The following is a 23,932-nucleotide window of genomic DNA, read 5'->3' on the forward strand; positions in this document are numbered from 1 at the left end:
ATAATTCATAATAAACTGTTTAAGCAATGAAAACAATAACCATCGAAGGACAACTCAGGAGCGAATTCGGCAAAAAAGCCACCCGCCAGATCCGTTCTGAGGAGAAAGTGCCTTGTGTTATTTACGGGGGTGCAGAAACTGTAAATTTTTCAGCTCCTGCCAAAGAATTCAAAAACCTGGTGTACACTGCTGATTTCCAGCTTGCAGAAATCAAACTGGACGGTAAAGTTTACAGATGCGTACTGAAAGACCTGCAGTTCGACGTAGTTACTGATGAGCTGTCTCACGTTGACTTCCTGGAACTGGTAGAAGACAAACTGGTAACAGTGACCCTGCCTATCAAACTGGTTGGTTCTTCCGTAGGTGTGAAAGCCGGTGGTAAACTGGTTAGCAAACTGAAAGCGCTGAAAGTTAAAACCCTGCCTAAAAACCTGGTTGAGAACATCGAAGTAAACATCGATAACCTGGAACTGAACGAAAACATCCGTGTAGAAGACGTGAAAGTAGAAGGTATCGAAATCACCAACTCTCCTCGTATTCCTATCGCTTCTGTGGTTATGACCCGTCAGCTGCGTCAGGAAGAAGCTACTGCTGAAAAAGAATCTAAAAAGAAATAATCTTTTAGAAAATATTCTTCGAAAAGCCTCTCTACTTGTAGAGGGGCTTTTTAATTTTGAAATATTATGAAATACCTGATCGCCGGTTTGGGCAACATAGGGGAAGAGTACCGCAATACCCGCCACAACATTGGTTTTGATGTGGTAGATGCTTTTGTTGCCAGCCATAACAGTACTTTCCACAATGACAGGCTGGCCGATGTAGCAGAATGTAAATGGAAAGGGAAAACGTTTATCGTTATCAAGCCTACCACTTATATGAACCTCAGTGGTCGTGCCATCAAATACTGGATGGACAAGGAAAAGATCGTTCCTGAAAATCTGCTGGTGATCATGGATGAGCTGGCCCTCCCGCTGGACGTGATCCGCTTGCGCCCTGGTGGCAGCGATGCCGGTCACAACGGCCTCAAGAGCATTCAGGAATCGTTGGGTACCAACCAGTATCCGCGGCTGCGCTTCGGTATCGGCAATGATTATCCCAAAGGCAGACAGGTAGATTTTGTACTGGGAAAGTGGAAAAACACCGAAATGCCGGTGGTGCAGCAAAAAATCGACAAATGTGGTGAAATTATTGAAAGTTTTGCCAGCATTGGGTTGGCCCGCACCATGAATGAATTCAATAAGCTGACTTTTCCTCTGTAAAGTAAATTTGCAAATCTGCCGGCTATCTGCTTAATTTATCTTTTAAAACTAACGCATTATGAAAATTATTTGCGTAGGCAGGAACTATGCTGACCATGCCAAAGAACTGAAGAACGAAGTACCTACTGAGCCGGTGCTGTTCATGAAACCTAAGAATGCACTGTTGCAGAATGGCCATCCTTTTTATTACCCGGAGTTTACCACCAATCTGCATTATGAATGTGAACTGGTGCTGCGCGTAAGCAAAAATGGCAAACATATTCAGGAGAAATTTGCAGACAAATACTACGATAAAATTTCTGTAGGCATAGATTTCACTGCCCGTGATCTGCAGGACAAACAGAAAGCCAAAGGTTTACCCTGGGAGATAGCCAAAGCCTTTGATAACTCAGCATTGGTCGGTAATTTCATTCCTATTACGCCGGAAATGGATAAAAAAGATATTAATTTCTGTTTATATAAGAATAAAACGCTGGCACAGCAAGGGAATACCAAAGACCTCCTTTTTTCCTTTGATTTCCTCGTTTCCTATATTTCACGTTTTTTTACCCTCAACATCGGCGACCTGATTTTCACCGGTACCCCGGCAGGGGTAGGTCCTACCGTTATCGGCGATTCTTTCGAAGCTTTTATCGAAAACGACAGCCTGCTGGAGTTTACCGTAAAATAAATTTACAGGGGTATTTGACGGCAGTGCCGGTCAAATACCCTTGATTATACCTTTCCGGGAATATTATTGTAGATCGTATCCAGTATCCTGGTGAGCTCTGCATAGTCGGCTTCTGTCAGCGACTTCCAGCCTGTTTTGCGCATTTCATATACCAGTGGTTTAACCTGTTTGTATTTCTCTGCACCTTCCGGCGTGAGTTGGAGGTATATCTTCCTGCGGTCATAGGTATCAGCCTCCCTTTTTACCAGCCCCTTTTTTACCAGTAATTCAATAATGCGGGAAACCGTCGTGATATCCTTGGAGGTATTACGGGCCAGCTCGTTGTGGGTTGTTTTTTTGTGCTTGTACAGATTTTCCACCAGCAACCACTGGTCTACCGTGATATCCATCTGCTGGGCATCAAACATTTTCTGCCAGTAGTTGCGCAGTTTTTTCAGGGTAGCATCCAGCTTAAAAAAAGAGGGATTGTTGACAAAAGTATCAGCCATATTAATTAATTTGCAATAGCAACAGTTGTATTAGCAACTATTTTGCTTAACCACCATCGTCATCACCAAAACAGTTTTACGTGTTTAAAGATAGTACAAGCGTTTCAACTTTAAAAGCTGGGGCCTCTGGCCAGGATGAGAAGAGGAGCGAGCTGGCGGAATTATTGTCTGCCTACCGGTTGATGTGTCAGGCCGGCCATATGGCAGCCACCTACGAGGCCAACCGGCCTATATGTAAATACGTACATTCTACTTCCCGCGGTCATGAAGCCATACAGATCGCTACGGGCATGCAGTTGCGGCCCTGGGATTTTGTAAGTCCCTACTACCGCGACGAGAGCATGCTGCTGGCTATGGGCTTTGAGCCCTATGAGCTGATGCTGCAGCTGCTGGCCAAAGCAGACGATCCCTTTTCCGGCGGACGTTCCTATTACAGCCACCCCAGCAGCCGTCGGACAGACAAACCACAGATACCTCATCAAAGCAGCGCTACCGGCATGCAGGTGATACCTACCACCGGTATGGCGCAGGGCGTGCAATATCTGGAAACCATCGGTTCTGACCTCCTGAAGACAGGCCCCGACGGGGAACTGCCGGTAGTTGTCTGTTCTTTGGGCGATGGCAGCGTAACGGAAGGAGAAGTGAGTGAAGCACTGCAATTTGCGGTACTCAAACAACTGCCTGTTATTTACCTGGTACAGGACAATGACTGGGGTATTTCTGTTACAGCAGCAGAGGCCCGTGCCATGGACGCCTATGAATATGCTGCCGGTTTTAAAGGGCTGGAACGTATGCAGGTAGATGGCAGTGACTTCACCGCCAGTTATGCCGCCATGGAAACGGCCATCGGGTATGTACGGCAGGAACGCAAGCCGATCCTGGTGCAGGCCAAAGTGCCGCTGCTGGGGCATCATACCTCCGGCGTGCGTAAGGAATGGTACCGTACACCTGAAGACCTGGAGAAACATGCTGCCAACGACCCCGTGCCCCAACTGCGGGCTTTACTGCTGAAACATGGTGTGGCAGAAACCGATCTGCAGATAATAGAACGTACTGCTATAGAAGATATTGAAGCTGCTTTTGCTGCAGCGGTAAATGCAGCAGAACCGGCGCCGGAAACCGTGAAAGAACATGTGTTTGCACCGACAGCCGTTACACAGGAAGCCGGTACCCGTACCCCTGCCAATGGCAACAAGGTGGTGATGGTAGATGCAGCACTCCACGCTGTGGAAGAAATCATGCAGCAATACCCTGAAGCCATCTTTTTTGGTCAGGACGTGGGTAAAAGGCTGGGGGGCGTATTCCGTGAAGCGGCCACCCTCGGCGATAAATTCGGGGACCACCGGGTATACAATACTGCCATCCAGGAAGCCTATATCATTGGTTCTACCGCAGGACTGTCTGCTACCGGTGTAAAACCTATCGTGGAAGTACAGTTTGCTGATTATATTTATCCGGGCTTTAACCAGCTGGTAACCGAGATCTCCAAGTCCTGTTACCTGAGCCGTGGCAAATACCCGGTACAGACCCTGATCCGGGTGCCGATAGGCGCTTATGGTGGAGGAGGTCCTTATCACTCCGGCAGCGTAGAATCCACGCTGTTGAGCATCAAAGGCATCAAAGTGGTGTATCCTTCCAATGCCGCCGATATGAAAGGTTTGCTGAAAGCGGCGTTCCTGGACCCGAATCCGGTGGTGATGCTGGAACATAAAGGGCTGTACTGGAGCAAAGTACCTGGTACCCAGGATGCGATGACCATTGAGCCGGCAGCAGATTACGTACTGCCGCTGGGCAAGGCCAATGTGGTCTTACAGGCACATCCTAAAGATGTACAGCAGGGCAATTCCCTGTGTATCATCACCTACGGTATGGGCGTATACTGGGCAAAAGCTGCTGCCCGTGCCTTCCCGGGCAATGTAGAGATAGTAGATCTGCGTACGCTGTTCCCGCTGGATGAAGAACTGGTATTCAATACCGTTAAGAGGCATGGAAAATGCCTGCTGCTGACGGAAGAACAATTAAATAACTCCTTTACCCAGGCACTGGCCGGCCGTATACAAAAAGCCTGCTTTAAAGAGCTGGATGCACCGGTGTATATGCTGGGGGCACTGGACCTGCCCGCCGTAGCACTGAACATGGGGCTGGAAGTTGCCATGCTCCCCAATGCGACCAAGGTGGAAGCCATGATAAAAGAACTGTTGTCCTACTGAAAACCAACCGGTACGTCAATGAAAAAAGGCCCTGTCCATTATGTGACAGGGCCTTGTGTTTTATGAGGGGAAAGTTTTTACCAGAAAGAAGTGAAGGTTTATCCACATGCGTAAAGCTGATCAGCAATACATGGGAATCATCTACATAACCTAACATGAAACGATTGTTGGACAACATGTCTGTAAGGGGTTGGGCCTGCGCTTTTACGGCGATGGTGGCGGTAGATGTTTTTGGCGGTATCATCCCTGGTAAAGGCGGATACGCTTTGTTTGCCGATAACGACGGGATAACGCAGCGCAAGTGAGCGTATAGGCGACACCGGTACCTGATAAAACCCTGGCATTATTATTCACATCAGCAAACCCACTGGTGTTATTCTCCAGGCTGAAGTATGCCATGGTCAGGTTCCTGGAAATGTGAAGGTAAAGACGTGCCTGTTTTTTGTATGAATTTCCCTGACGAGTACAGCCTCATTCAATTGGGTTATGTCGCTGGTTCTCACCATTAGTTTTCCTACTCTTTTCCAGGTATCGGGGCATATAAGGTATAAAAAACATGAATTGATTTGAGAAAGAAAAAGAAGTAGCGCTTCTTCCTATAACCGTGTGCGTTATTCCATCTTTTTTCTTTCTCTTTAATGATAACCGGTAATATATCATCAACCTTAAAAAAAATTGCAAAAACGTTTTAGTTATCTGGAAATAATTATATTTTTATGATCAGAGCTGTAGTGGAAAGACCTAAAGTATGTAGAATAATATGCCAGCTCAAAACGATCTGGATCTAAAAAATCTAATCATTTGTAATGTAGTGCTGTAAAAATGAATGTCATGGTGGAAATCCCGAATGCTAAATCGATTGAGCATTATCCATTTCACGTTAGGTAGGTAGCCATATTTTTAAAGCAAGAACAGAAAACACGAAAACAAAAGACACCCTGCTGGTGGCTGGCAGGAACAAACAAGCATTAAAAACTCTAAAAAAATTTGCAGAACACGTTATCAAAAGGCACTTGTTGATACTATAATGGTACCACGGCCATTGTGCATCATTTTCCCAGGTAATCAGGCGTAATATGTAGTGATGTAACTACTCAGTGGCATCACCTGCTGCGATGCAGCCGGTCCACCGCCTGCCCCCTTTATTGTCTTTATCTGATTCGTTCCAAAAATAAACATTGGAGGGATAGTGGACCTCTTTTGCAAAATCGTTTTAGCAACAACCTTTTTAGCATTGAACCTTTATTAACCAAAAAACAAAATGTATGAAGAAAAAACTGACATTCCTGTTGCGCGTGAGCCTGCAGAGCAGCTTCCTCCTGCTGCTGTCGCTGCTGGCTTTCTCCCAGGGAAAAAAGATCACCGGTAAGGTGTTTGATGCACGGGACAACACACCACTACCCGGTGTATCTGTGCAGGTAAAAGGTACCTCCGTTGGCACACAGTCCGGCGCCGACGGCAGCTTCACCCTCAATGTACCCGGTAATAACAGCACCCTCATATTTTCTTTCATTGGTTATACACCCACCGAAAAACTGGTAGGCAACGCTACCACCGTCAACGCCGCCCTCGCCACGGATGTAAAATCACTGCAGGACGTAGTAGTAATCGGTTACGGTACACAAAAAAGATCAGATGTGACCGGCTCCGTTACCTCGGTAAGAGCAGCCGCCCTCCAGGAACGCCCCGCAGCTTCTATCAACCAGGCACTGAGCGGACGCATGCCCGGTGTGCAGGTAAGCACCAACTCCGGCCGTCCCGGTGGTCAAACTAAAATCCGCATCCGCGGCTTCAGTTCCATCAACACCACCAACAACCCGCTGTATGTGGTAGACGGAGTTGCACTGCCAATAGGTAACCAGACACAGAACAGTAATGCCATCGACTTCATCAACCCCAGTGACATCGAATCCATCGAAGTGCTGAAAGATGCTTCCTCCACCGCTATCTATGGTGCCCGTGGCGCCAACGGTGTAGTACTGGTGACCACCAAAAAAGGTACTGCCACCGGTGGCCGCGTAACATACGACAACTATTTCGGCCTCAACACGCCCGGCCCTAACCGCGTGGAAATGCTCAACGCCAGAGAATACCTGAACCTGGAAACACTCGGCTGGAAAAACGCTCAGATATACGATAAAGCCGGCTGGGACAACGGCAACTACGTAAACAGCAACCCTGCCCTGAAAAGGACCGATCCCCGCCTGTTTGATAAAGACGGTAATCCACTGTATGATACCGACTGGTTCAAGGAATCTATCCAGCATAAACTCTCACAGAGCCATCAGCTGGGCTTTACAGGTGGTAACGCCGATAGTCAGTATGGCCTCTTCCTGGGATACCTCGATGATAACGGTCTGCTGCTGAACTCTTATCTGAAACGTTACTCTGCCCGCTTCACCATCGATACTAAAGTGAAAGAATGGCTGAGAGTCGGTGGCTCCCTCAGTTACAACAACCAACAGGAGAATCTGGTGGACATCGGTACCGGCGGTCTTAACTCCGTGCGTATGATCACTGAAGCTTTACCTTTCCTGCCCGTGAAATTTGCAGACGGCTCCTGGGCCAACAACAAACTGTACCCCGGTGCAGAAGGTGGCTCTAACCCCGTACAGCTCCTGACAGATAGAAAATATCTCCTCAACACACAAACGACTTTGGGTAATGCCTACGCTAATATCAGCATTGCCAAAGGCCTGGAACTGCGCAGCGTATTGGGCGCCAACATCGTTACCCGCGGCCGCAACGAATGGAATGGCCGCTCTCTGCTGGATATCTCTGCTTCCCAGAAAGGTATTGCCATCCTAGCCAATGACCGCGAATCATTCTGGTCATTCGAAAACTACCTGACCTATAATAAACGTTTTGGTACTGACCACTCCTTCACTGGTATGGTTGGTATGGGCGCCTCTGAAAACAACTTTTTTGGCTTTAATGCAAGGGGAGAGAACTATTCCACAGACTACTTTGAAACCAATAACCTGGGAGCCGGTTCTGTGATACCTGCCAGTGGCGTAGGTTCCAACCGTACCCGGTTTTCATTCTTCTCTTATTTCACCAGGCTTAACTATAGCTACAAAGACCGTTACCTCCTGACCTTCACCGGTCGCCGCGATGGTTCTTCCCGTTTCGGTAACGTGAAATACGCCAATTTCCCTTCTGCAGCACTTGCCTGGAGGGTATCCGAAGAACCTTTCCTGAAAGGCAACAATGTCTTGTCTAATCTGAAGCTGCGTACCAGCTACGGTGTGACCGGTAACTCTGAAATACCTCCTTATCAGTCACTCGCTACGTTGTCTGCCAGCGGCACCTACGCAGCCGTGATTGGTGGTGCCAAAGTGCAGGGGGTGGGAACCGGCAGACTGGCTAATCCGGACCTGGTATGGGAAAAGACCGCACAGGCCGACTTCGGCGCTGAGATCGGTCTGTTGAAAAACAGGATCAATCTGGAAGCAGATATTTACTATCGTAAAACCACCAACATGCTGCTGGATGCGCCCGTACCCACTACCAGCGGGTATAATACCATCCGGAAAAATATCGGCTCTATGGAAAACAAAGGGCTGGAACTGGCACTGAATGCACTGGTGATCGACGGTAAAGATTTCAGCTGGAACGCTACTTTCAATATCTCCTTCAATCGTAACAAAATCCTGTCACTCGCTACACCTGCAGACATCTTCGGTGTGGGCGGACCTAACTTCACCAACCAGACCAACATTCTGCGTGTAGGCGAGTCCGTTGGTTCCTTCTGGGGACTGGTAAGAGAAGGTACCTGGAGCGAAGCGGAAAGAGCAGAAGCTGCCAAATTCCAGAGCTACCGCGGTGGCAACACCATGCTGCCCGGTGATATCAAATACCGCGACGTCAACGGAGACCACATCATCAATGACGCCGACCGCATGATCATCGGTAACGGTAACCCCAAAGGCTGGGGAGGTTTCATCAACAGCTTCAAATACAAAAACTTCGACCTGACGCTGGAGCTGCAATACATGTACGGCAATGATGTGCTGAACATGTCCCACCACTCCGGAGAAGACCGTATCAGCATCGCCAACAGCTTTAAATCCGTGCTGAACTACTGGACTCCTACCAACCAGAACACACCGATTGCCGCACCTCGTCCGGTAGCTGCCGGTTATGTGACCAACGTAGATACCCGCTGGGTAGAAGACGGCTCCTTCCTCCGTGGCAAAAACCTGTTGATCGGTTATACCTTCAGTCCTGAAATGGTACAGAAGATGCGTCTCAGCCGCCTGCGTATCTGGGCTTCTACACAGAACTTCTTCCTGAAGACAAAATTCAGCGGCAACGATCCGGAAGTAAGTACCTATGGTGACGCATTTGCACAGGGACAGACCTTCTTCGACTATCCCAAACCAACTACCTATCAGCTGGGATTAAACGTGGCGTTCTAATTTGTTCAGTATTCAAAAAGACTTTATCATGAAGAAAAATATCATTAATAAAACAATACAGCTGGCGCTCTGCGGCGCTATGCTGATGGGTGCGGGCAGCGGCTGTAAAAAATTCCTGGAAGAACAGGATCCTTCCAACCTGGGCCCTGACAGCTATTTTACTTTGCCTGAACATGCCGATGCTGCTGTTTATGCGGCCTATGCCCGTCTGCGGTTTATAGGAGAAGGCGCCGGTATCTTTACCAACAACTATGTGCTGCTGGATGCGCCTACCGGAACGGTAATCACTAAAACAGCGCAGAACTCCGACCTGAATAACCTGTTGGGACTGGTGTATGATGGTGATAACCTGCAGATCGGCAACTGGTGGAAAGGGTTGTATAGAGAGATTGCACAAACCAACCTGGTGCTGGATAATGTGCCGAAAATTAATCCCATGGATGAAACAGCCCGCAAAAAAGTATTGGGTGAAGCCCGTTTTCTGCGCGCCATGGCTTATTTCTATGCTGTAAGGATGTGGGGTGATGTGCCTTTGATCCTGAAATCACAGACACCACAATCTTCTGATTTCTCACCCAGCCGTACCAGTGCTGAACAGGTATACAACACTATCGTAGACGACCTGAAGACTGCAGAAGCAGCCGGCTTGCCCTGGAAAGACAACACCGGTCGTGCCAGCACTGCGGCTGTTAAAGCGCTGCTTGCCAAAGTATACCTCACCATGGCTGGCTTTCCGCTCAACAAAGGACAGGCTTACTACAAACTGGCTGCAGACAAATCCAAGGAAGTGATTGACTATGCCAATGCGCATACCAGCGACATCGGTCTGTTTACCAACTACGACGATCTGCACTCCGTGGCCAATAACAACAGGCTGGAACACCTGTTTGAAGTACAGTACCTGAGCGGTGTGGAAGAAAATCCGCTGCAAACGGTAATGTTACCTAACAACTCCCAGCCGGATATTTCTGCCAAAGGCAGTGGCCAGGGAACAGAGGTGCCTTCTCCTTCTTTTTATGATTCCTATAAAAAGTTTGAGCCTACTGACAAACGCACCGACCAGCAACAGTTCTTTTATACTTATTATTTCTTCAAAGGAAGTGGAGATACGATCAAACTGGGCGTACCATACATCTACAAACACTTTGATGTAACCTGTCATGGTACTTCCGGCAAACCTGGTACTGGTGTTAGCAGTCTGAATGTGCCTTTGATCCGTTATGCAGAAGTATTGCTGATGTATGCAGAAGCACAGAACAGAGCAGACGGAACTCCTAACGCAGACGCATATACGGCATTAAACGCTATCCGTCAGCGTGCCAACCTGCCTGTTAAAGCTGGTTTGAGCCAGAGCGATTTTGAACAGGCCGTATGGCGTGAGCGCTGGCATGAGCTCTGTTATGAAGGTGTGATCTGGTTTGACATGCTGCGCCTGCGCAAAGTATACAACGAAGACACCAATGGCTTCGACGACTTCGTAGGGCATGCACTTAAAACCAATGGCGCTGTACTGGCTAAAAAACATCTCCTGTATCCGCTGCCTGTATTTGAAATGAAAAATAACCCGAACCTGAAACCTCAGAATGAAGGGTACTAATCATCAGAGATGAATTAAAAGAAAAAGACCTGAGCAAATACTGCTCAGGTCTTTTCTTTTTGTATCTAAATCAGGCTTATGCTTTTTCTAATGTGAAGTTAACCGCTGTGGTAAGGCGTTTCATGGCAATGGCCAGCTGGTTTTCAACAGTTTTGACAGAGAGGTTAAGTACAGTAGCTACTTCCTTGTAACGGAGTCCGTATTGTTTAACCAGGATGTACACCATTTTACATTTTGGTGGAAGTTGTTCGATGGTATATTCCATTTTGCGGATCATTTCAGCGGAGATCATCAGTTGCTCCGGATCACTTTCAAAAGCAATTTCCAGTTTGTCATCTGCAGTAATGGCTACCTGTCTGGTAGTAGCTTGTTTACGCATATGATCAATTGCTTTGTTTTTGGCTACGACAAAAAGATATACCTGCGGATTTTTAATGTCCGTTAGTGATTGTCTTTTTTGCCAGCAATGCATAAAAACATCGTTCGTAATTTCTTCTGCCACTTCTTTGGAACGGGTGAGCGAGAAGGAAAAACGCAGCAGTTTTATGAAGAAATGATTGTAGAAAGCTTTAAAGGCCGTCTGATCATTGTTCGCTGTGATGTTTTTAAATAATTCATTGATTATACCCTGATCCATCCCTTGTAAGCCACTGATGTTGGTTGCAATAATATATAACGCAGATTACGCTAAAGTTAACAAAATAAATTGTCTGGTAATTTTTTTTGTCGCTGGTATTTTTTTCTCGAAAAATGATATTATCCGCACTAGTTCAGTGTTAATCCCCGCCGTAATGGGCAGCTAATTTTTGCAGGATATCATAAACATCTCCTGCGTTACCTTCCTGATATCTGCGTGCCCAGAAAGAAACCAGCCATACAGACAGCCTGTTGCCATATTGGTCGCCCCTGGCCAGGGCCGGGTCAATGCTGCGTAAACTGCCTGCCCATCCGATATCAGCGATGTAGGTTTCGGCCTGTGGTTCTCCGTTGTTGGCGCCCTGTTTCATTTTTTCGTATAGTCCAGCCAGTGATTCCCGGTATCCGGATTGTTCCTGCAACAGGTCGTGGGTGGCTAATAATTTATCTACATAATAGGAGGCCCGGGAACTGCGGAATACTGCCTGTGGCAAAACCAGATGAAGGTATTCGCTAAAGTGGTCGAAGCAGGCGCTCAGCAGGCGGCCATCGCGGCCTGTAAATTCAAAGATGGCAATGACTGGTGCCAGGGCATTGGTATGATATTGCTGGATGGCTTGTTCGGGCGTTAAGGGGTCTTGCTGTGCAAAGAGAGCCCGCATTTCCAGGCCCCAGTTCAGCATGAGGTCAGCAGGGTGACCACTGTTTTTCCCCAGTTCCAGCCGATCATAACAGATAAACTGTAGTGCGGCTGTTATGCTGTCTGATTCCGGTTCAGGACCATGCCAAGGATTTTCCACCTGACTACTGGCGGAGGTAGCCGGAAAAGCACTATCTGCCACCAGCGTGCCTGCAGCAGCCGCTTGTACCATCCCGGCGGCGGCCAGCTCTTCTGCAGTAAGCGGAGTAGCGGCATCATCTCTCGTCGGGGTATAGCCTACCAGTTTATAGGCAGCGAAAATAACCGACAGCATCCCCACCACTACCACACTACTAAACACAATGCTGAGAGCCCGTTTACCGGCCCACCACCGCTCTATCAGCCACCAGCAGCCTCCCAGTAAAAAAGCGCCGGCAATGGCCACTCCTGTGAATATGAATGTTTCCGGATAAAAATTGTTTTCCGAAGAGGAGGCTGTATGTAAATACCGGTAGTCAAACAGAAAAATGAAAAGAAAAGCTACAATGGATATCAGCAGGTTAGACAGAAAGACCTTCTTCCAGAAATGATTTTTACGTGTATCCGTCTCCGTTCCCTTCCGGCGAAGCAGCCGGATGATACCATATAATATACCGGCCCATAAACAGCTGGTCAACAGCCATACGACAGGTGTTACAAACATATCGCATAAGCTGTTATGTTGTTCGCCCGGAGGTAGTGCCCCGGGCAGCGTATCCAGCTGGTATAGCCATCCAAAGGGGAGACTGATGATTTCGTATTGTGAGACTATCCGTGTGCCGGCTTCTTCCATGGCCATGGTACCAACGTGGATGGCGCTCAGAAAAGAAGTGCCGAAAATGCCGACTATCAGTAGCATTTCAATAATGATGATGTACTTGAATAGTTTGTTTTCCATAAGTGATAGGCTAACTCATACAAATATATATTATTAAAAAAATTATTCAGAATAGCTGAAAAAAAAGAGAGGAGGCTTTGGGGGTTTTTGAAATTGTTTTCGTCCTTCTGTTGTAACACGGACTAAAAATAAATGATTGAGGGTAACCGGATAAATATTTTGATGGCCAGGAAGGTATCCGGAGAGGCCACCACAGCGGAATTGAAAGAGCTTGAAATGTTGCTCATGCAGTTCCCTGAATTACAATATGCATTTACCATTGTAGAGGATATAGATGGCGTGGGGCCTGTGAACGGGTTTACTGCTGAAGAGGAAGCCCGGCTGGCCAGCGAAGGACTTGACCGCATGAACCTGTTTCTGCAGCAGGAACAGGAGCGTACTGTTGTAAAACGTATGTCTCCCTGGAAGATATGGACAGGCATTGCCGCCAGTATTGCTGTGCTGATCTCGGTTTGGGCCATATGGCCGGTGACACCTGGTAAACAGGCTTTCCGGAATGAAGTGGTTACCAAAACAGGTTCCAAAACCAGTGTGGTACTGCCGGATGGCACCACTGTGGTGTTGAATGCATGCAGCCGTTTACAATACGATGCTACCCGCTTCCTGAATGGAGATAGGGAAGTAGGGCTTACCGGAGAAGCTTATTTCGATGTAAAACATGATCCTGCACATCCTTTTATTATCCAGACAGGTCATGTGAATATACGGGTATTAGGTACTGTATTTAATGTAAAAGCCTATGCCGAAGATACAAGAGTAGAAACAACGCTCCTGAGCGGGAAAGTAGAAGTCAGCTTCCCCGAAGGGAAAACAACAGAAGGCCGCAAAACTGTACAACTGCAGCCCGAACAGAAGCTTATTATCGAAACAGAACAGGACAAACCAACAAGAGTCAATAAAAAAACCAACTTTAGCATTACGCCGGTAAAGAATATCATCACGATGGCAGGTGATGATCCGGCAGCGGAAAAGCCAACAACAGCCTGGGTAAATGACCGCTTTGATTTTGATAATGTAACATTTGAACAACTGTCGCACGATCTGGAACGCTGGTACAATGTGACCTTGCAGTTTAAGAATGACCGTTACAAACAGGAAGTATTTACGGGTGCTTTCCGCAAACAGGGCATTGAAGATGTGCTACAGGCTTTACAATTAATGTCGGGCTTTCATTATGAAATGAATACGAAGGAAAATGTTATCTATATATGGTAAAAGCGGACTAACTATTACTTGACTATTGAACTAAATCTTATTGCCGGCATCTAATGCGTTACGGTGCAGGCATCCGATAATTTTTTGCAGACAGCAAAAAGGGAAATGCGGCAACATTCCCCTTTTACAATGCTGGCTAAACAATGTAAACCGATTCGCGAGAATCCGGTAATGGCTAATTATTTAACCTAACGAAACAAATTTATGAAAAAAAGCTATTGGTGGCCTTCTGATATTCCCCGGCGGAATATGAGGAAACTGTTATTGCGTATGAAACTAACCTCCGTATTGCTTTGTGCCGGGTTTTTACAGCTTAGCGCACATGGATTTTCGCAGGAGCGCATCAGTGTTAATTATCACAATATTAACATTGGGAAGCTGCTGAATGTGATCGGGCAGAAAAGTGATTACACTTTCCTGTACAAAAATGCCAGCATTCCCGACCGGAAGATCTCTATTGCCATGAAAGATGCTCCGGTGCGCGATATCCTTGATAAAGCACTGGAAGGCACCACGCTGGGATATAAGGTCATGAAGGATAATCTGATCGTGATTTTGGAAGCTGGAGAAACAGTTGCCAATGTATCTGTTAAAGGCCGTGTGACAGATGAGTCTGGTCAGCCGCTGATTGGCGTGACCGTACTGGTGAAAGGTACTACCCAGGGCGCTAAAACAGATGCTGAGGGCCGCTTTAAAATGGAAGTTCCCGAAAACGCCATCATTGAGTTTTCTTATGTTGGATATGAATCACAACAGATGAAAGCGAGAGACGGCGCTGTCTACAACATCGCTCTGAAAGCCAATTCCAGCGGACTGAATGAAGTAGTGGTAGTAGGTTATGGCAAACAAAAGAAAGTGAATCTGAGCGGCGCCGTAGACGCTATCTCCGGCAAAGAACTGGAAAGCCGCCCTATCTCCAATATCAATAACGGTTTGCAGGGTCTGTTGCCCAACCTCAATATCACCAACAACAACGGCCGTGTATCTTCCGCTGCGAAGTTTAATATCCGTGGTATGACTTCCATCAACGGTGGAGATCCTTTTATCCTGGTGGATAACATCCCTTTCACCAGTGATGAGGTATCCCGCCTCAACCCCGCCGATGTTGAAAGTGTGACCACCCTGAAAGATGCGGCATCTGCTGCTATCTACGGCGCCCGTGCCGCTTTCGGTGTGGTACTGATCACCACCAAATCCGGTAAAGATGGCCGTATTGCAGTATCTGCCAATAGCAACTATGCTGTACGTACACTGGGAATGGTCCCTAAAGTCATTACCGACCCGCTTACTACCATGGATTACAAACACGATGCAGCTACTCCGCTGTATGACCTGTATCCTGCTGCTGAAAGGGCTTATGCGCAAAAACTGAAAAACGATCCCTCCCTGCCTAATGTTATTGTCAGCCCGACAGATAAAACCAAATGGAGCTATTACGGTACTACCGACTGGCTGCATGAAGTATATCAGAAATCTGCGCCAGCCTATAATGCCAACTTCAGCATCTCCCGTGGTGATGAGAAACTGAACTACTACCTCTCCGGCGACTACTATTCACAGGATGGTATGCTGCGGTATAACCCGGACAAATATAACCGCTACAACATGCGGGCGAAAGCCACTTATACCTTTAATGAACGCGTGAAAGTAGGTACCAATACTATGTATTCCAATTCTACCTATTCTGAGCCGTCCAGCACTACAGATTACCTGTTCTTCCATAATGCCAACCGTACTCCGTCTTTAAGCGTGCCCCGTAACCCGGATGGTACCTGGACTTCCGACGGTGCTGCCCTTCTGGGTAACCTGCAGAGCGGTGGCCGTTCTACCGATACCTGGAGCGAGTTTATGACTACCCTCAATGCAGAAGTAGGACTGATCAAGGATGTATGGACCCTGAAAGGTGACGCTACTTTCCGCAGAGGCAACGAGGTGGGTAACTCCTATATACTGCCAGTACCTTTCCGCAAAGGACCAGACCAGCCTTTTGAATATACCAACGGCAACAAAACCTCTGCTGAAAACAGATCCATCGCTGTAAAGTATAACGTTTACAACTTCTATACTGACTTTCATAAAACATTCAACAAAAAACACTACGTTGGTGCACTTGCTGGTTTTAACCAGGAATATCACAACTTTAGCTACTTTAATGTTGTAAGACAAGACCTGATCAGTCAGCAATATCCTACTCCACAGCTGGCCACCGGTAACATCACTGAAAAACAGACCATCGAAGACTGGGCTGTAAGAGGTATCTTCTATCGCCTGAATTATATCTATGATGATAAATACATCGTGGAAGTAAACGGCCGTAATGATGGATCTTCCCGTTTCCGTAGTGACAACCGCTGGGGCTTCTTCCCATCCGGTTCCCTGGCCTGGGTAATCTCTAAAGAAAAATTCTTCAGTGATATCAAACAAAGCGCAGGCATCGACTTCCTGAAACTGCGTGGTTCCTATGGTTCCCTCGGTGATCAGCAATGGGATGCTTATGGATATATGCCGCTGATGAAATCAAAAAATATCAATTCCGTACTGAATGGACAGTTGCCAATAGGCGTGTTTTCACCAAGTCCGGTGACAGCTACCTATACCTGGCAGACTGTAAAAACAATCAACGGCGGTATCGATATCTCCCTGCTGAAAGAAAGATTATCGTTTAGCTATGACCGTTATACCCGTTATACAAACGGTATGTTCGCTAAAAGCCAGGAACTGCCTGCTGTTTACGGCGCTAAAGCACCCAGAACCAACTCTGCCGACCTGAAAACAAGAGGTTGGGAAATGACGCTCTCCTGGCGCGATCAGTTTAAAATTGGTAAAGATGATTTCAGCTACGGGGTTAGATTCCTGATAGCCGACAGCCGTTCCTTCATCACCCGTTACACCAACCCAACCGGTACACTCGAGAATTATGACGCTTCTTACCTGCCGGACAGAAACTATTACAACGGCCAGGAAATCGGTGATATCTGGGGCCTCGTAACAGAAGGTTTCTTCCAGAACGAACAAGAGCTGAAATCACATGCCGATCAAAAGAAAGTGGGTTCCGATGATCAGAAATATCTGTTCTATGTAGGTGACCTGAAATTTAAAGATCTGAATGGCGATGGCGTTATTGACTATGGTGATAATACTGTATCCAATCCCGGCGACAGAAAAATCATTGGTAACAATACTCCTCGTTTCCCTTACAGTATAGACCTCTACGGTTCCTATAAAGGTTTCGACTTCCGTGCACTGATACAAGGCATTGGCAAAAGAGACTGGTATCCTAATCCAGGCAACCACTATTTCTGGGGCGTATATGCACAACCCTGGACCAACGTTCAGGTGCATAACCAGGACAGATGGTCGCCGGAAAACCCTAACGGTTATTTCCCGCGTCTGAAATCCTATATCGCGGAAGATGCTACCGAATTGGGTGCTCCACAAACCAGATACCTGCAGAATGCGGCTTATACCCGTCTGAAAAATGTAACACTGGGTTATACCCTGCCTAAATCACTTACTGAAAAAGCGAAGATTGCCCGGTTACGTTTCTATGTCAGTGCAGAGAACATTTTTACGATCTCTCACCTGAAAGCCAACATTGATCCGGAAGGACTGGACGGCTCCGTTTATCCTTATCAGAAAACCTATTCGTGCGGATTGAATCTGAACTTTTAATGAAAGCTAAAAAGTGCAACATGAAAAACAAACGGCTTATTATACCATTCCTGATATTAGGATGTGCAGCGGTGTCTTGCAATAAGGACTTCCTGGAACGTCTGCCACAGACAGAAATCTCTCCTGAAGCCTATTTTAAGACGCCCAAAGATCTGGAGACTTATATATACGGCCTGTACGACGATAACCTGTCTGCTCCCTATGATGACAACAACTCCGACAATGTCTCCGGGAATACCGGCGGAGAGCTGGATAAACTGGTGCGCAATACCCTGGACCCTACGACTGTAGGGGGATGGGACAACTGGAACCAGCTGCGCAACATCAACTTCTTGCTGGACAACGTAAACAAAGCACAGGGTGATCCTGCTGATATCAATCATTTTGTAGGGATAGCACGCTATTTCCGGGCAAGATTTTATTCAGAAATGATCGCCCGTTATTCTGATGTACCCTGGTACAGCCGTGCAATGAACGACGTAGACCCTTCCCTGTACAAAGGACGGGACCCTCGTGCAGCAGTGGCGGATTCTGTACTGGCCGACCTGCAGTTTGCTGTGGATAACATCAGAGTGGATAAAAAAGACAACGGTACCCGTGTCAATAAATTCACGGCACTGGCGCTGATGTCCCGCTTTTGCTTGTTTGAAGGCACTTTCCGCCGCTATCAGCCGGAACTTAAACTGGACAATACCGCTGATACATGGTTGAAAAAAGCAGTATGGGCCGCCGATCAGATCATGACCAACGGAGGATATGAAATATACAATACCGGCAGGGGTGGAGCTGATTACCGTGATCTGTTTTCAAGCCTTACACTGAGTGGTAACAAGGAGATTATCCAGTGGCGCGACTATCCGCAGAGCCTGGGTAAAGGCAACAATACCCATAGTGTATTGGGATGGACCTGGTCGCTCAGCCAAAGCCTCGTATACAGCTACCTGATGAAGGATGGTACTCCTTTCACTTCTCAACCAGGCTACGACAAAATGGGCTTTGTGGCTACTTTTAAGGACCGCGATCCCCGCCTGGCTGAAACGGTGTCCTATCCTGGTTTCTCTACCACACAGGATGCTTCGTTATATATCCCTAAACCTAACCTGGGAGCATATGATCAGCTGAAATTTTATCCCCGCGACCCCAAACAGCGTGGCGGATGGGATGCCAACTACACTGCGTTGCCGGTATACCGTTATGCTGAAGTGTTGCTGAACTTTGCTGAGGCCAAAGCCGAACTGGGTGAGCTTTCACAAGCAGATCTGGACAAGTCTGTCAACCTGCTGCGTCGTCGTGTGCAGATGCCGGACCTCAACCTGGTGGCTGCCAACGGCAATCCTGATCCGGTGATGAGCAACCAGTATACCATCAACAACGCCAACAAAGGTGTACTGCTGGAAATACGCCGTGAGAGAAGGGTGGAACTGGCCTGTGAAGGTCTGCGCCTGAAAGATATCAACCGCTGGAGAGCTGGTGCACGCATCAAGGAAGCACCGGCAGGTATGTATGTACCGGCACTGGGTGGTATCGATATGAGTGGTGATGGTGTTCCGGATATTGCTATCCTGCCCAATACCACAGACACTACTTCTATTGCAGCGTTGCCTGCTGATGTGAGAGCAAAGTTGAACCGCTTTTATCTTGTGGATAAAAACGGAGCAGAAAATAACTTCTATCTCGAAAACGGTACCAGCGGACATATCCTGTTTGCCAGCGACCGTGCAGGCCGTGTTTTCAAGGAACCACAGTTTTATTACCGTCCTATTCCCAAACAGCAGACCGTATTAAACGATAAGCTGAAGCAGATCATGGGCTGGTAAAATAAATTACTGACAACGAATTACAGATTGCGAATTTTGGGGGGTGATTTCAGCGGATTCTTATTGTTTCATGTTCGCTGGATTACTACAGTTCGCAATCTGTAATTCGTATTTTTTATATACAATGACAATGAAAAAAACTTTGCTCACTCTCCTGTCTTGTTGCTGCCTGCAAATGCTGATGGCACAAGGATTTTCGGGGAAAGTGTATTCAGATGGGAATGCCAACGGCAAGCAGGATGCAGCCGAAACAGGTATTCCGGGTGTAAGGGTGTCAGATGGACTGACAGTGACCGTAACAGACCAGGGAGGTAACTTTCACCTACCAGGACATGCCAGGGCGCGGTTCGTATTCATAACCACTCCGGCTGGGTATAAGTCTACCGGCACGTTTTATATCCGCACCGACAGCACCCTTACAGCCTATAATTTCGGACTTCAGCAGAACAACAGGCCCACGAAGGATAAAGCAAGGTTTGTGCGACTGGCAGATACGGAAACAACTCAGTTCAACAGCTGGATGACCGAAGCGAAGGAATATGCCCGCAATGAAGACGCCGATTTTATGATCCATACCGGCGATATCTGCTATGAAAAAGGAATGGCCTTTCATGCCCAGTATGTTAACACCCAAACGATGGGGCTGCCGGTGTATTATTGTATCGGTAACCACGACCTCGTAAAAGGCCCTTATGGCGAGGCTTTATATGAATCGCTCTTTGGCCCTGTATTTTACTCCTTTGAAGCCGGTCCGGCCCATTTTATCGTAACACCGATGCGTTATGGCGACTACCAACCTTCCTATACCGCAGAAGATGTAGTAAAATGGCTGAAGAATGATCTGGCACACACAGATCCTTCCAAACCGGTGATTGTATTCAATCATGACCTGCTTACCTATGATACCCTGTTTGCTATCCGGGCGGGCAACGACAGCATTAACCTTAATGAGCATAACCTGAAAGCCTGGATCTATGGACACTGGCATATTAATTTTGCCCGTACCCATGGCAACTCCGGTATCCGCTCATTGTGTGCTGCCCCGCCACCGGATGGCGGTATTGATAACTCCGCCTCCAATTTCGACGTGGTAGATATCGATCCTAAGGGTATTTCGTTGGTGCGGCGCCGTTATACCTATGTGGAAAACCAGTTGACGCTGGTATCTCCCGCAGCCGGTGGCGTAGCTTTCGACCAGGATAAGATGGTGGTGAGCCTCAACGCCTACCACACTGCTTCTCCGGTTAAACAGGTACGTTTCCGCATGTACGATCAAAAAGGCCATCTGGTGAAAGAGCTGCCGCTGCAACAACAAACAGACTGGAACTGGCGTACAGCCACAGCAGCACCGGTAGGTAAAAATGACGTATATACGGCCACGGTAGAGGCTACCCTTGGCACCGGCAGGGTGTTGTTTGTTCGTGATACTTTCCGGCTGACAAAGACTGCATTACCTGCCACCACGGGCCCTGAATGGCCGGAAGTGTTACAGAACGTACAACGTACCGGTTCTACGGGTACTGTTACAACCGGGCGTCTGCAACTAAAATGGACGGCCAATACCGGTGGTAATATCTGGAAATCATCTCCCATCTGTGCCGGGGGACGTGTATTTGTAGGCACTATCGATGATGAAAACAATACCCGTTGCAACATTACCGCATTGGATGCCGCTACGGGTAAACGTCTCTGGCAGTTTGCTACCGGTAATTCCATCAAACACAGTATGAGTTACAGTGAAGGGCTGTTGCTGGCCACGGATGCAGATGGTATTACCTATGCGCTGGATGCTGCTACCGGCAAGTTACGCTGGCAGCATGAAGGACCTCATAAGTCACTGCCTGCCTATAACTCCGGAGGACTGATACAAAACGGTATCTACTACACCGGTGCAGGCAATTATCTTCAGGCACTGGATATCCGTACCGGTCAGGTGAAATGGACCAACAAAGACTGGGCGGGTGGTGAAGGTACGCCTGCGGCTATGACTTATCGTAATGGGCAGCTGATCACTTCATCCAACTGGAATCATCTGTATGCTCACGATGCTGCTACCGGTAAGCTGCAATGGAAACGGAATGATGAAGGTCTCCGCTTCCGTAGCGGTACTGCAGCGTTTTTTGATAACCTGCTGTATGTACATGGCATCAATAAATTACATGTGATTGAACCGGCTACCGGTAAAACAGTGGACAGTATACCGGTAACGGCTGAACTGAAAACCATGACTGCACCACTGGTAACATCGCAGTACATCATCACCTGCACAGCCAGGGATGGAATGATTGCCTACGATAAAGCAACCAAAGCACAGGTATGGCAGTTCGTGCCCTGTGAGGCGTTGTTTTACACGGCTCCCTATACTACACCAGCTTCTGCTACGATAGAGTCTACGCCTTTGCTGGCGGGCAACCGCCTCCTGGTGGGTGCTTCCGATGGATTTGTGTATGTGGTGGACCTGGCCTCTGGTAAAGCTGTGAACCGTATTGCCACAGGGGCGCCGGTATTCGCTGATATGGCGATTTATAACGGTATGTTATACGTGGCCGATTTTTCGGGGAATGTAAATGCTTATCGGCTGTAATAGCTTGTAGTACATAGTAAAAAGCGAAAGCGGAGATCATTGATCTCCGCTTTCGCTTTTTACATTATGTTCAAAATGTGCTATGGTATTACATAAACTGGTCGTTGGATTTAGCTGCTTCTTTCGCGGCAGCCTGGCTATCACGGGTATTTTTCTGTACGGTGATGGCGCCGAAAACACTCAGCAGGAAGGCGAAGGCATAGAAGCCTTTTTCGCTGGGCAGGAGCGTGGCATTCCACAGTCCGATGATCAGCAGGAGGATGGTGAGCAGCATAGACACCCAGCTGATGCCGTAATAGATGTCTGTTACCGGAACACCTTCAAGTCTGTCACGTACACATTTTTGTACGGATACAGCGGCAAAAAGGCCATACATCAATACGGTAAAATAATAACCTTTTTCATTCAGTTGCATGTTGGCATTCCACAGCCCGATGATAAATCCGAGGATGCCTGCAAACAGTGCTACCCACGAGGCTGCGATAAAAGCGAGTGACGGTTTTTGTTTCATGGAATACTTGATGTTAAAAAAAGGATGAATGTTGGCGATACAAATGGTGGTCTTAAAAAATTATAATATAAGTATACTAAATTATTTCTGATAAGTGCATGCTACGTTGAGGGGAAAGATACCGGGTTACATAAATAAAAAAATCCCGGGCATTACCCGGGATTTTCTTTTGTAGCGAGGAGCGGATTCGAACCACTGACCTTCGGGTTATGAGCCCGACGAGCTACCTCTGCTCTACCTCGCAATGAGGATGCAAATGTAGGCAATAAAATCAAACTACAAAATTTAACGCAAAATTTTTTTTGCAATGAATCGATATTATATCTGTCTCTGTTAGAAAAATATATAAATGGTAATTGGATGAAACTCTTTGTGGTGGCTTTTTTTGTTAGGTGTGTACTAAAGTAGATAACTGTTGTTGATAGCGAAAAAAAATATTATTTATGCTGCGTCAACAGTGTTGTATGCGTGTAATCAGATATCAGAATAGGTTGTCGGGCGCAAAAAAAGTATTTCAGATCGGGATACATTATGACTGTATTCCTGCATCGCCGACAGTTTTTTCCAGCCGGGATCGGCTGAAAATGCTTTCCAGTGAGCATCACGGTCAGCCTTGTTATTGAACGTGGTCATATACATCAGGTTGGGCATTTTACTACCGGATATAACTGATCCATAAAACACCGCATTAAATCCCAGTTGCTGAAAGATGCCGATTTCATTGCCTTCGTTAAACATCTTCACTTTGTTGACATGATATTGTTCGGTAGGACTTTCATAACTGCGTAATTCGTATATCCGTTCACTTTGGGGTGCGGTAAGTGAAGGAGTCGTCATCACCGGCATACCGCTGAAAGCCTGTAATAAAACAGACTCAAGGCGGCTATAGGGAATATCATTGTAGGCTGCCTGAAGATAGGATTGTCCGGCCTGCTGGTAAGCTTTGTCTGAAGATAGTTTTTGGTCGAGGCTGATGAACTGGTCCATATTGCGGAAAGGTACCAGCACATAAATCCGTATTTCGGCGGTGTCTGCAGTTACCGGTTTGAAAACCCCTACGGTTTGGATACCCGCACGGTGTAATGCCGGTAAATAGGCCGTTTGAAGAAAGCTGTCTACCCTGGCTTCCTGGGCTGCTGTTTTGAGATGATAGATTTTTATCTGATAAAATTGCCGCTCTTTGGCAACCAATGAAACACTGCTCAGCAACAGGGCTGCCAGCAGAAACGTGGAAAGTCTCATGTGTGCGTAATATTTAGTCTCAACAAAATAATC

General features: G+C 47.2%; 16 protein-coding genes and 1 tRNA gene. 11 read left to right on the forward strand and 6 right to left on the reverse strand.

The genetic code is table 11. The features are described 5' to 3' along the window. The first annotated feature begins 26 nt into the window (after positions 1–26). The 3 genes from DF182_RS17010 (at position 27) to DF182_RS17020 (ending at position 1,929) form a co-directional block, all read left to right on the forward strand. Entirely contained in the window at positions 27–617 is a 591-nt protein-coding gene (locus DF182_RS17010; RefSeq protein WP_113617052.1) for a 50S ribosomal protein L25, read from the forward strand. Positions 618–683: 66 nt separating this feature from the next. Continuing rightward, complete coding sequence (gene pth, locus DF182_RS17015; RefSeq protein ID WP_113617053.1) at positions 684–1,259, forward strand: aminoacyl-tRNA hydrolase; 576 nt, start codon at positions 684–686, stop codon at positions 1,257–1,259. Between the two features lie 58 nt (positions 1,260–1,317). Then, complete coding sequence (locus DF182_RS17020) at positions 1,318–1,929, forward strand: fumarylacetoacetate hydrolase family protein (RefSeq protein WP_113617054.1); 612 nt, start codon at positions 1,318–1,320, stop codon at positions 1,927–1,929. 44 nt (positions 1,930–1,973) lie between these two features. On the opposite strand, the gene DF182_RS17025 is transcribed toward DF182_RS17020, so the two are convergent. Beyond that, complete coding sequence (locus DF182_RS17025; protein ID WP_113617055.1) at positions 1,974–2,417, reverse strand: MarR family winged helix-turn-helix transcriptional regulator; 444 nt, start codon at positions 2,415–2,417, stop codon at positions 1,974–1,976. Between the two features lie 80 nt (positions 2,418–2,497). On the opposite strand from DF182_RS17025, the gene DF182_RS17030 reads away from it, so the two are divergent. The 4 genes from DF182_RS17030 to DF182_RS17040 all read left to right on the forward strand — a co-directional run bounded on the left by DF182_RS17030 (position 2,498) and on the right by DF182_RS17040 (position 10,645). Further along, complete coding sequence (locus DF182_RS17030; protein ID WP_245957477.1) at positions 2,498–4,627, forward strand: alpha-ketoacid dehydrogenase subunit alpha/beta; 2,130 nt, start codon at positions 2,498–2,500, stop codon at positions 4,625–4,627. Positions 4,628–4,782: 155 nt separating this feature from the next. Beyond that, positions 4,783–4,932 carry a hypothetical protein gene (locus DF182_RS32335; RefSeq protein WP_153260006.1) on the forward strand — a complete coding sequence of 50 codons (150 nt, stop codon included), beginning with the start codon at positions 4,783–4,785 and terminating at the stop codon, positions 4,930–4,932. A 960-nt stretch (positions 4,933–5,892) separates the two neighbouring features. Beyond that, positions 5,893–9,048 carry a SusC/RagA family TonB-linked outer membrane protein gene (locus tag DF182_RS17035; protein WP_113617056.1) on the forward strand — a complete coding sequence of 1,052 codons (3,156 nt, stop codon included), beginning with the start codon at positions 5,893–5,895 and terminating at the stop codon, positions 9,046–9,048. 28 nt (positions 9,049–9,076) lie between these two features. Then, positions 9,077–10,645 carry a RagB/SusD family nutrient uptake outer membrane protein gene (locus DF182_RS17040; protein ID WP_113617057.1) on the forward strand — a complete coding sequence of 523 codons (1,569 nt, stop codon included), beginning with the start codon at positions 9,077–9,079 and terminating at the stop codon, positions 10,643–10,645. A gap of 76 nt (positions 10,646–10,721) precedes the next feature. On the opposite strand, the gene DF182_RS17045 is transcribed toward DF182_RS17040, so the two are convergent. Together DF182_RS17045 and DF182_RS17050 are read right to left on the reverse strand one after the other, a co-directional pair. Next, entirely contained in the window at positions 10,722–11,282 is a 561-nt protein-coding gene (locus DF182_RS17045) for an RNA polymerase sigma-70 factor (protein WP_113617058.1), read from the reverse strand. Positions 11,283–11,421: 139 nt separating this feature from the next. Next, positions 11,422–12,858, reverse strand: coding sequence for a hypothetical protein (locus tag DF182_RS17050; RefSeq protein ID WP_113617059.1), 1,437 nt, complete (start codon positions 12,856–12,858; stop codon positions 11,422–11,424). A gap of 162 nt (positions 12,859–13,020) precedes the next feature. Between DF182_RS17050 and DF182_RS17055 the strand changes: the two genes are divergently transcribed. From DF182_RS17055 to DF182_RS17070, 4 genes are all read left to right on the forward strand, one after another. Then, complete coding sequence (locus DF182_RS17055; protein WP_161964166.1) at positions 13,021–14,073, forward strand: FecR family protein; 1,053 nt, start codon at positions 13,021–13,023, stop codon at positions 14,071–14,073. A gap of 204 nt (positions 14,074–14,277) precedes the next feature. Next, the gene (locus tag DF182_RS17060; protein WP_211327156.1) at positions 14,278–17,745 is read left to right on the forward strand and encodes a SusC/RagA family TonB-linked outer membrane protein; all 3,468 of its coding nucleotides are present in this window, start codon (positions 14,278–14,280) and stop codon (positions 17,743–17,745) included. Between the two features lie 20 nt (positions 17,746–17,765). Next, entirely contained in the window at positions 17,766–19,562 is a 1,797-nt protein-coding gene (locus DF182_RS17065; protein ID WP_113619620.1) for a RagB/SusD family nutrient uptake outer membrane protein, read from the forward strand. A gap of 130 nt (positions 19,563–19,692) precedes the next feature. After that, a complete protein-coding gene (locus tag DF182_RS17070; protein ID WP_161964167.1) occupies positions 19,693–22,146 on the forward strand; it encodes an outer membrane protein assembly factor BamB family protein in 2,454 nt (817 codons plus the stop codon). An 88-nt stretch (positions 22,147–22,234) separates the two neighbouring features. Here the strand turns inward: DF182_RS17070 and yiaA are convergent, their stop codons facing one another. The 3 genes from yiaA to DF182_RS17085 all read right to left on the reverse strand — a co-directional run bounded on the left by yiaA (position 22,235) and on the right by DF182_RS17085 (position 23,899). Next, a complete protein-coding gene (yiaA, locus tag DF182_RS17075) occupies positions 22,235–22,657 on the reverse strand; it encodes an inner membrane protein YiaA (RefSeq protein ID WP_113617062.1) in 423 nt (140 codons plus the stop codon). Positions 22,658–22,829: 172 nt separating this feature from the next. Next, positions 22,830–22,901, reverse strand: a tRNA-Met gene (locus tag DF182_RS17080). 230 nt (positions 22,902–23,131) lie between these two features. Next, complete coding sequence (locus DF182_RS17085; RefSeq protein WP_113617063.1) at positions 23,132–23,899, reverse strand: NIPSNAP family protein; 768 nt, start codon at positions 23,897–23,899, stop codon at positions 23,132–23,134. Positions 23,900–23,932: the final 33 nt, after the last annotated feature.

The organism is Chitinophaga flava (assembly GCF_003308995.1).
GTDB classification, from domain to species: Bacteria; Bacteroidota; Bacteroidia; order Chitinophagales; family Chitinophagaceae; genus Chitinophaga; species Chitinophaga flava.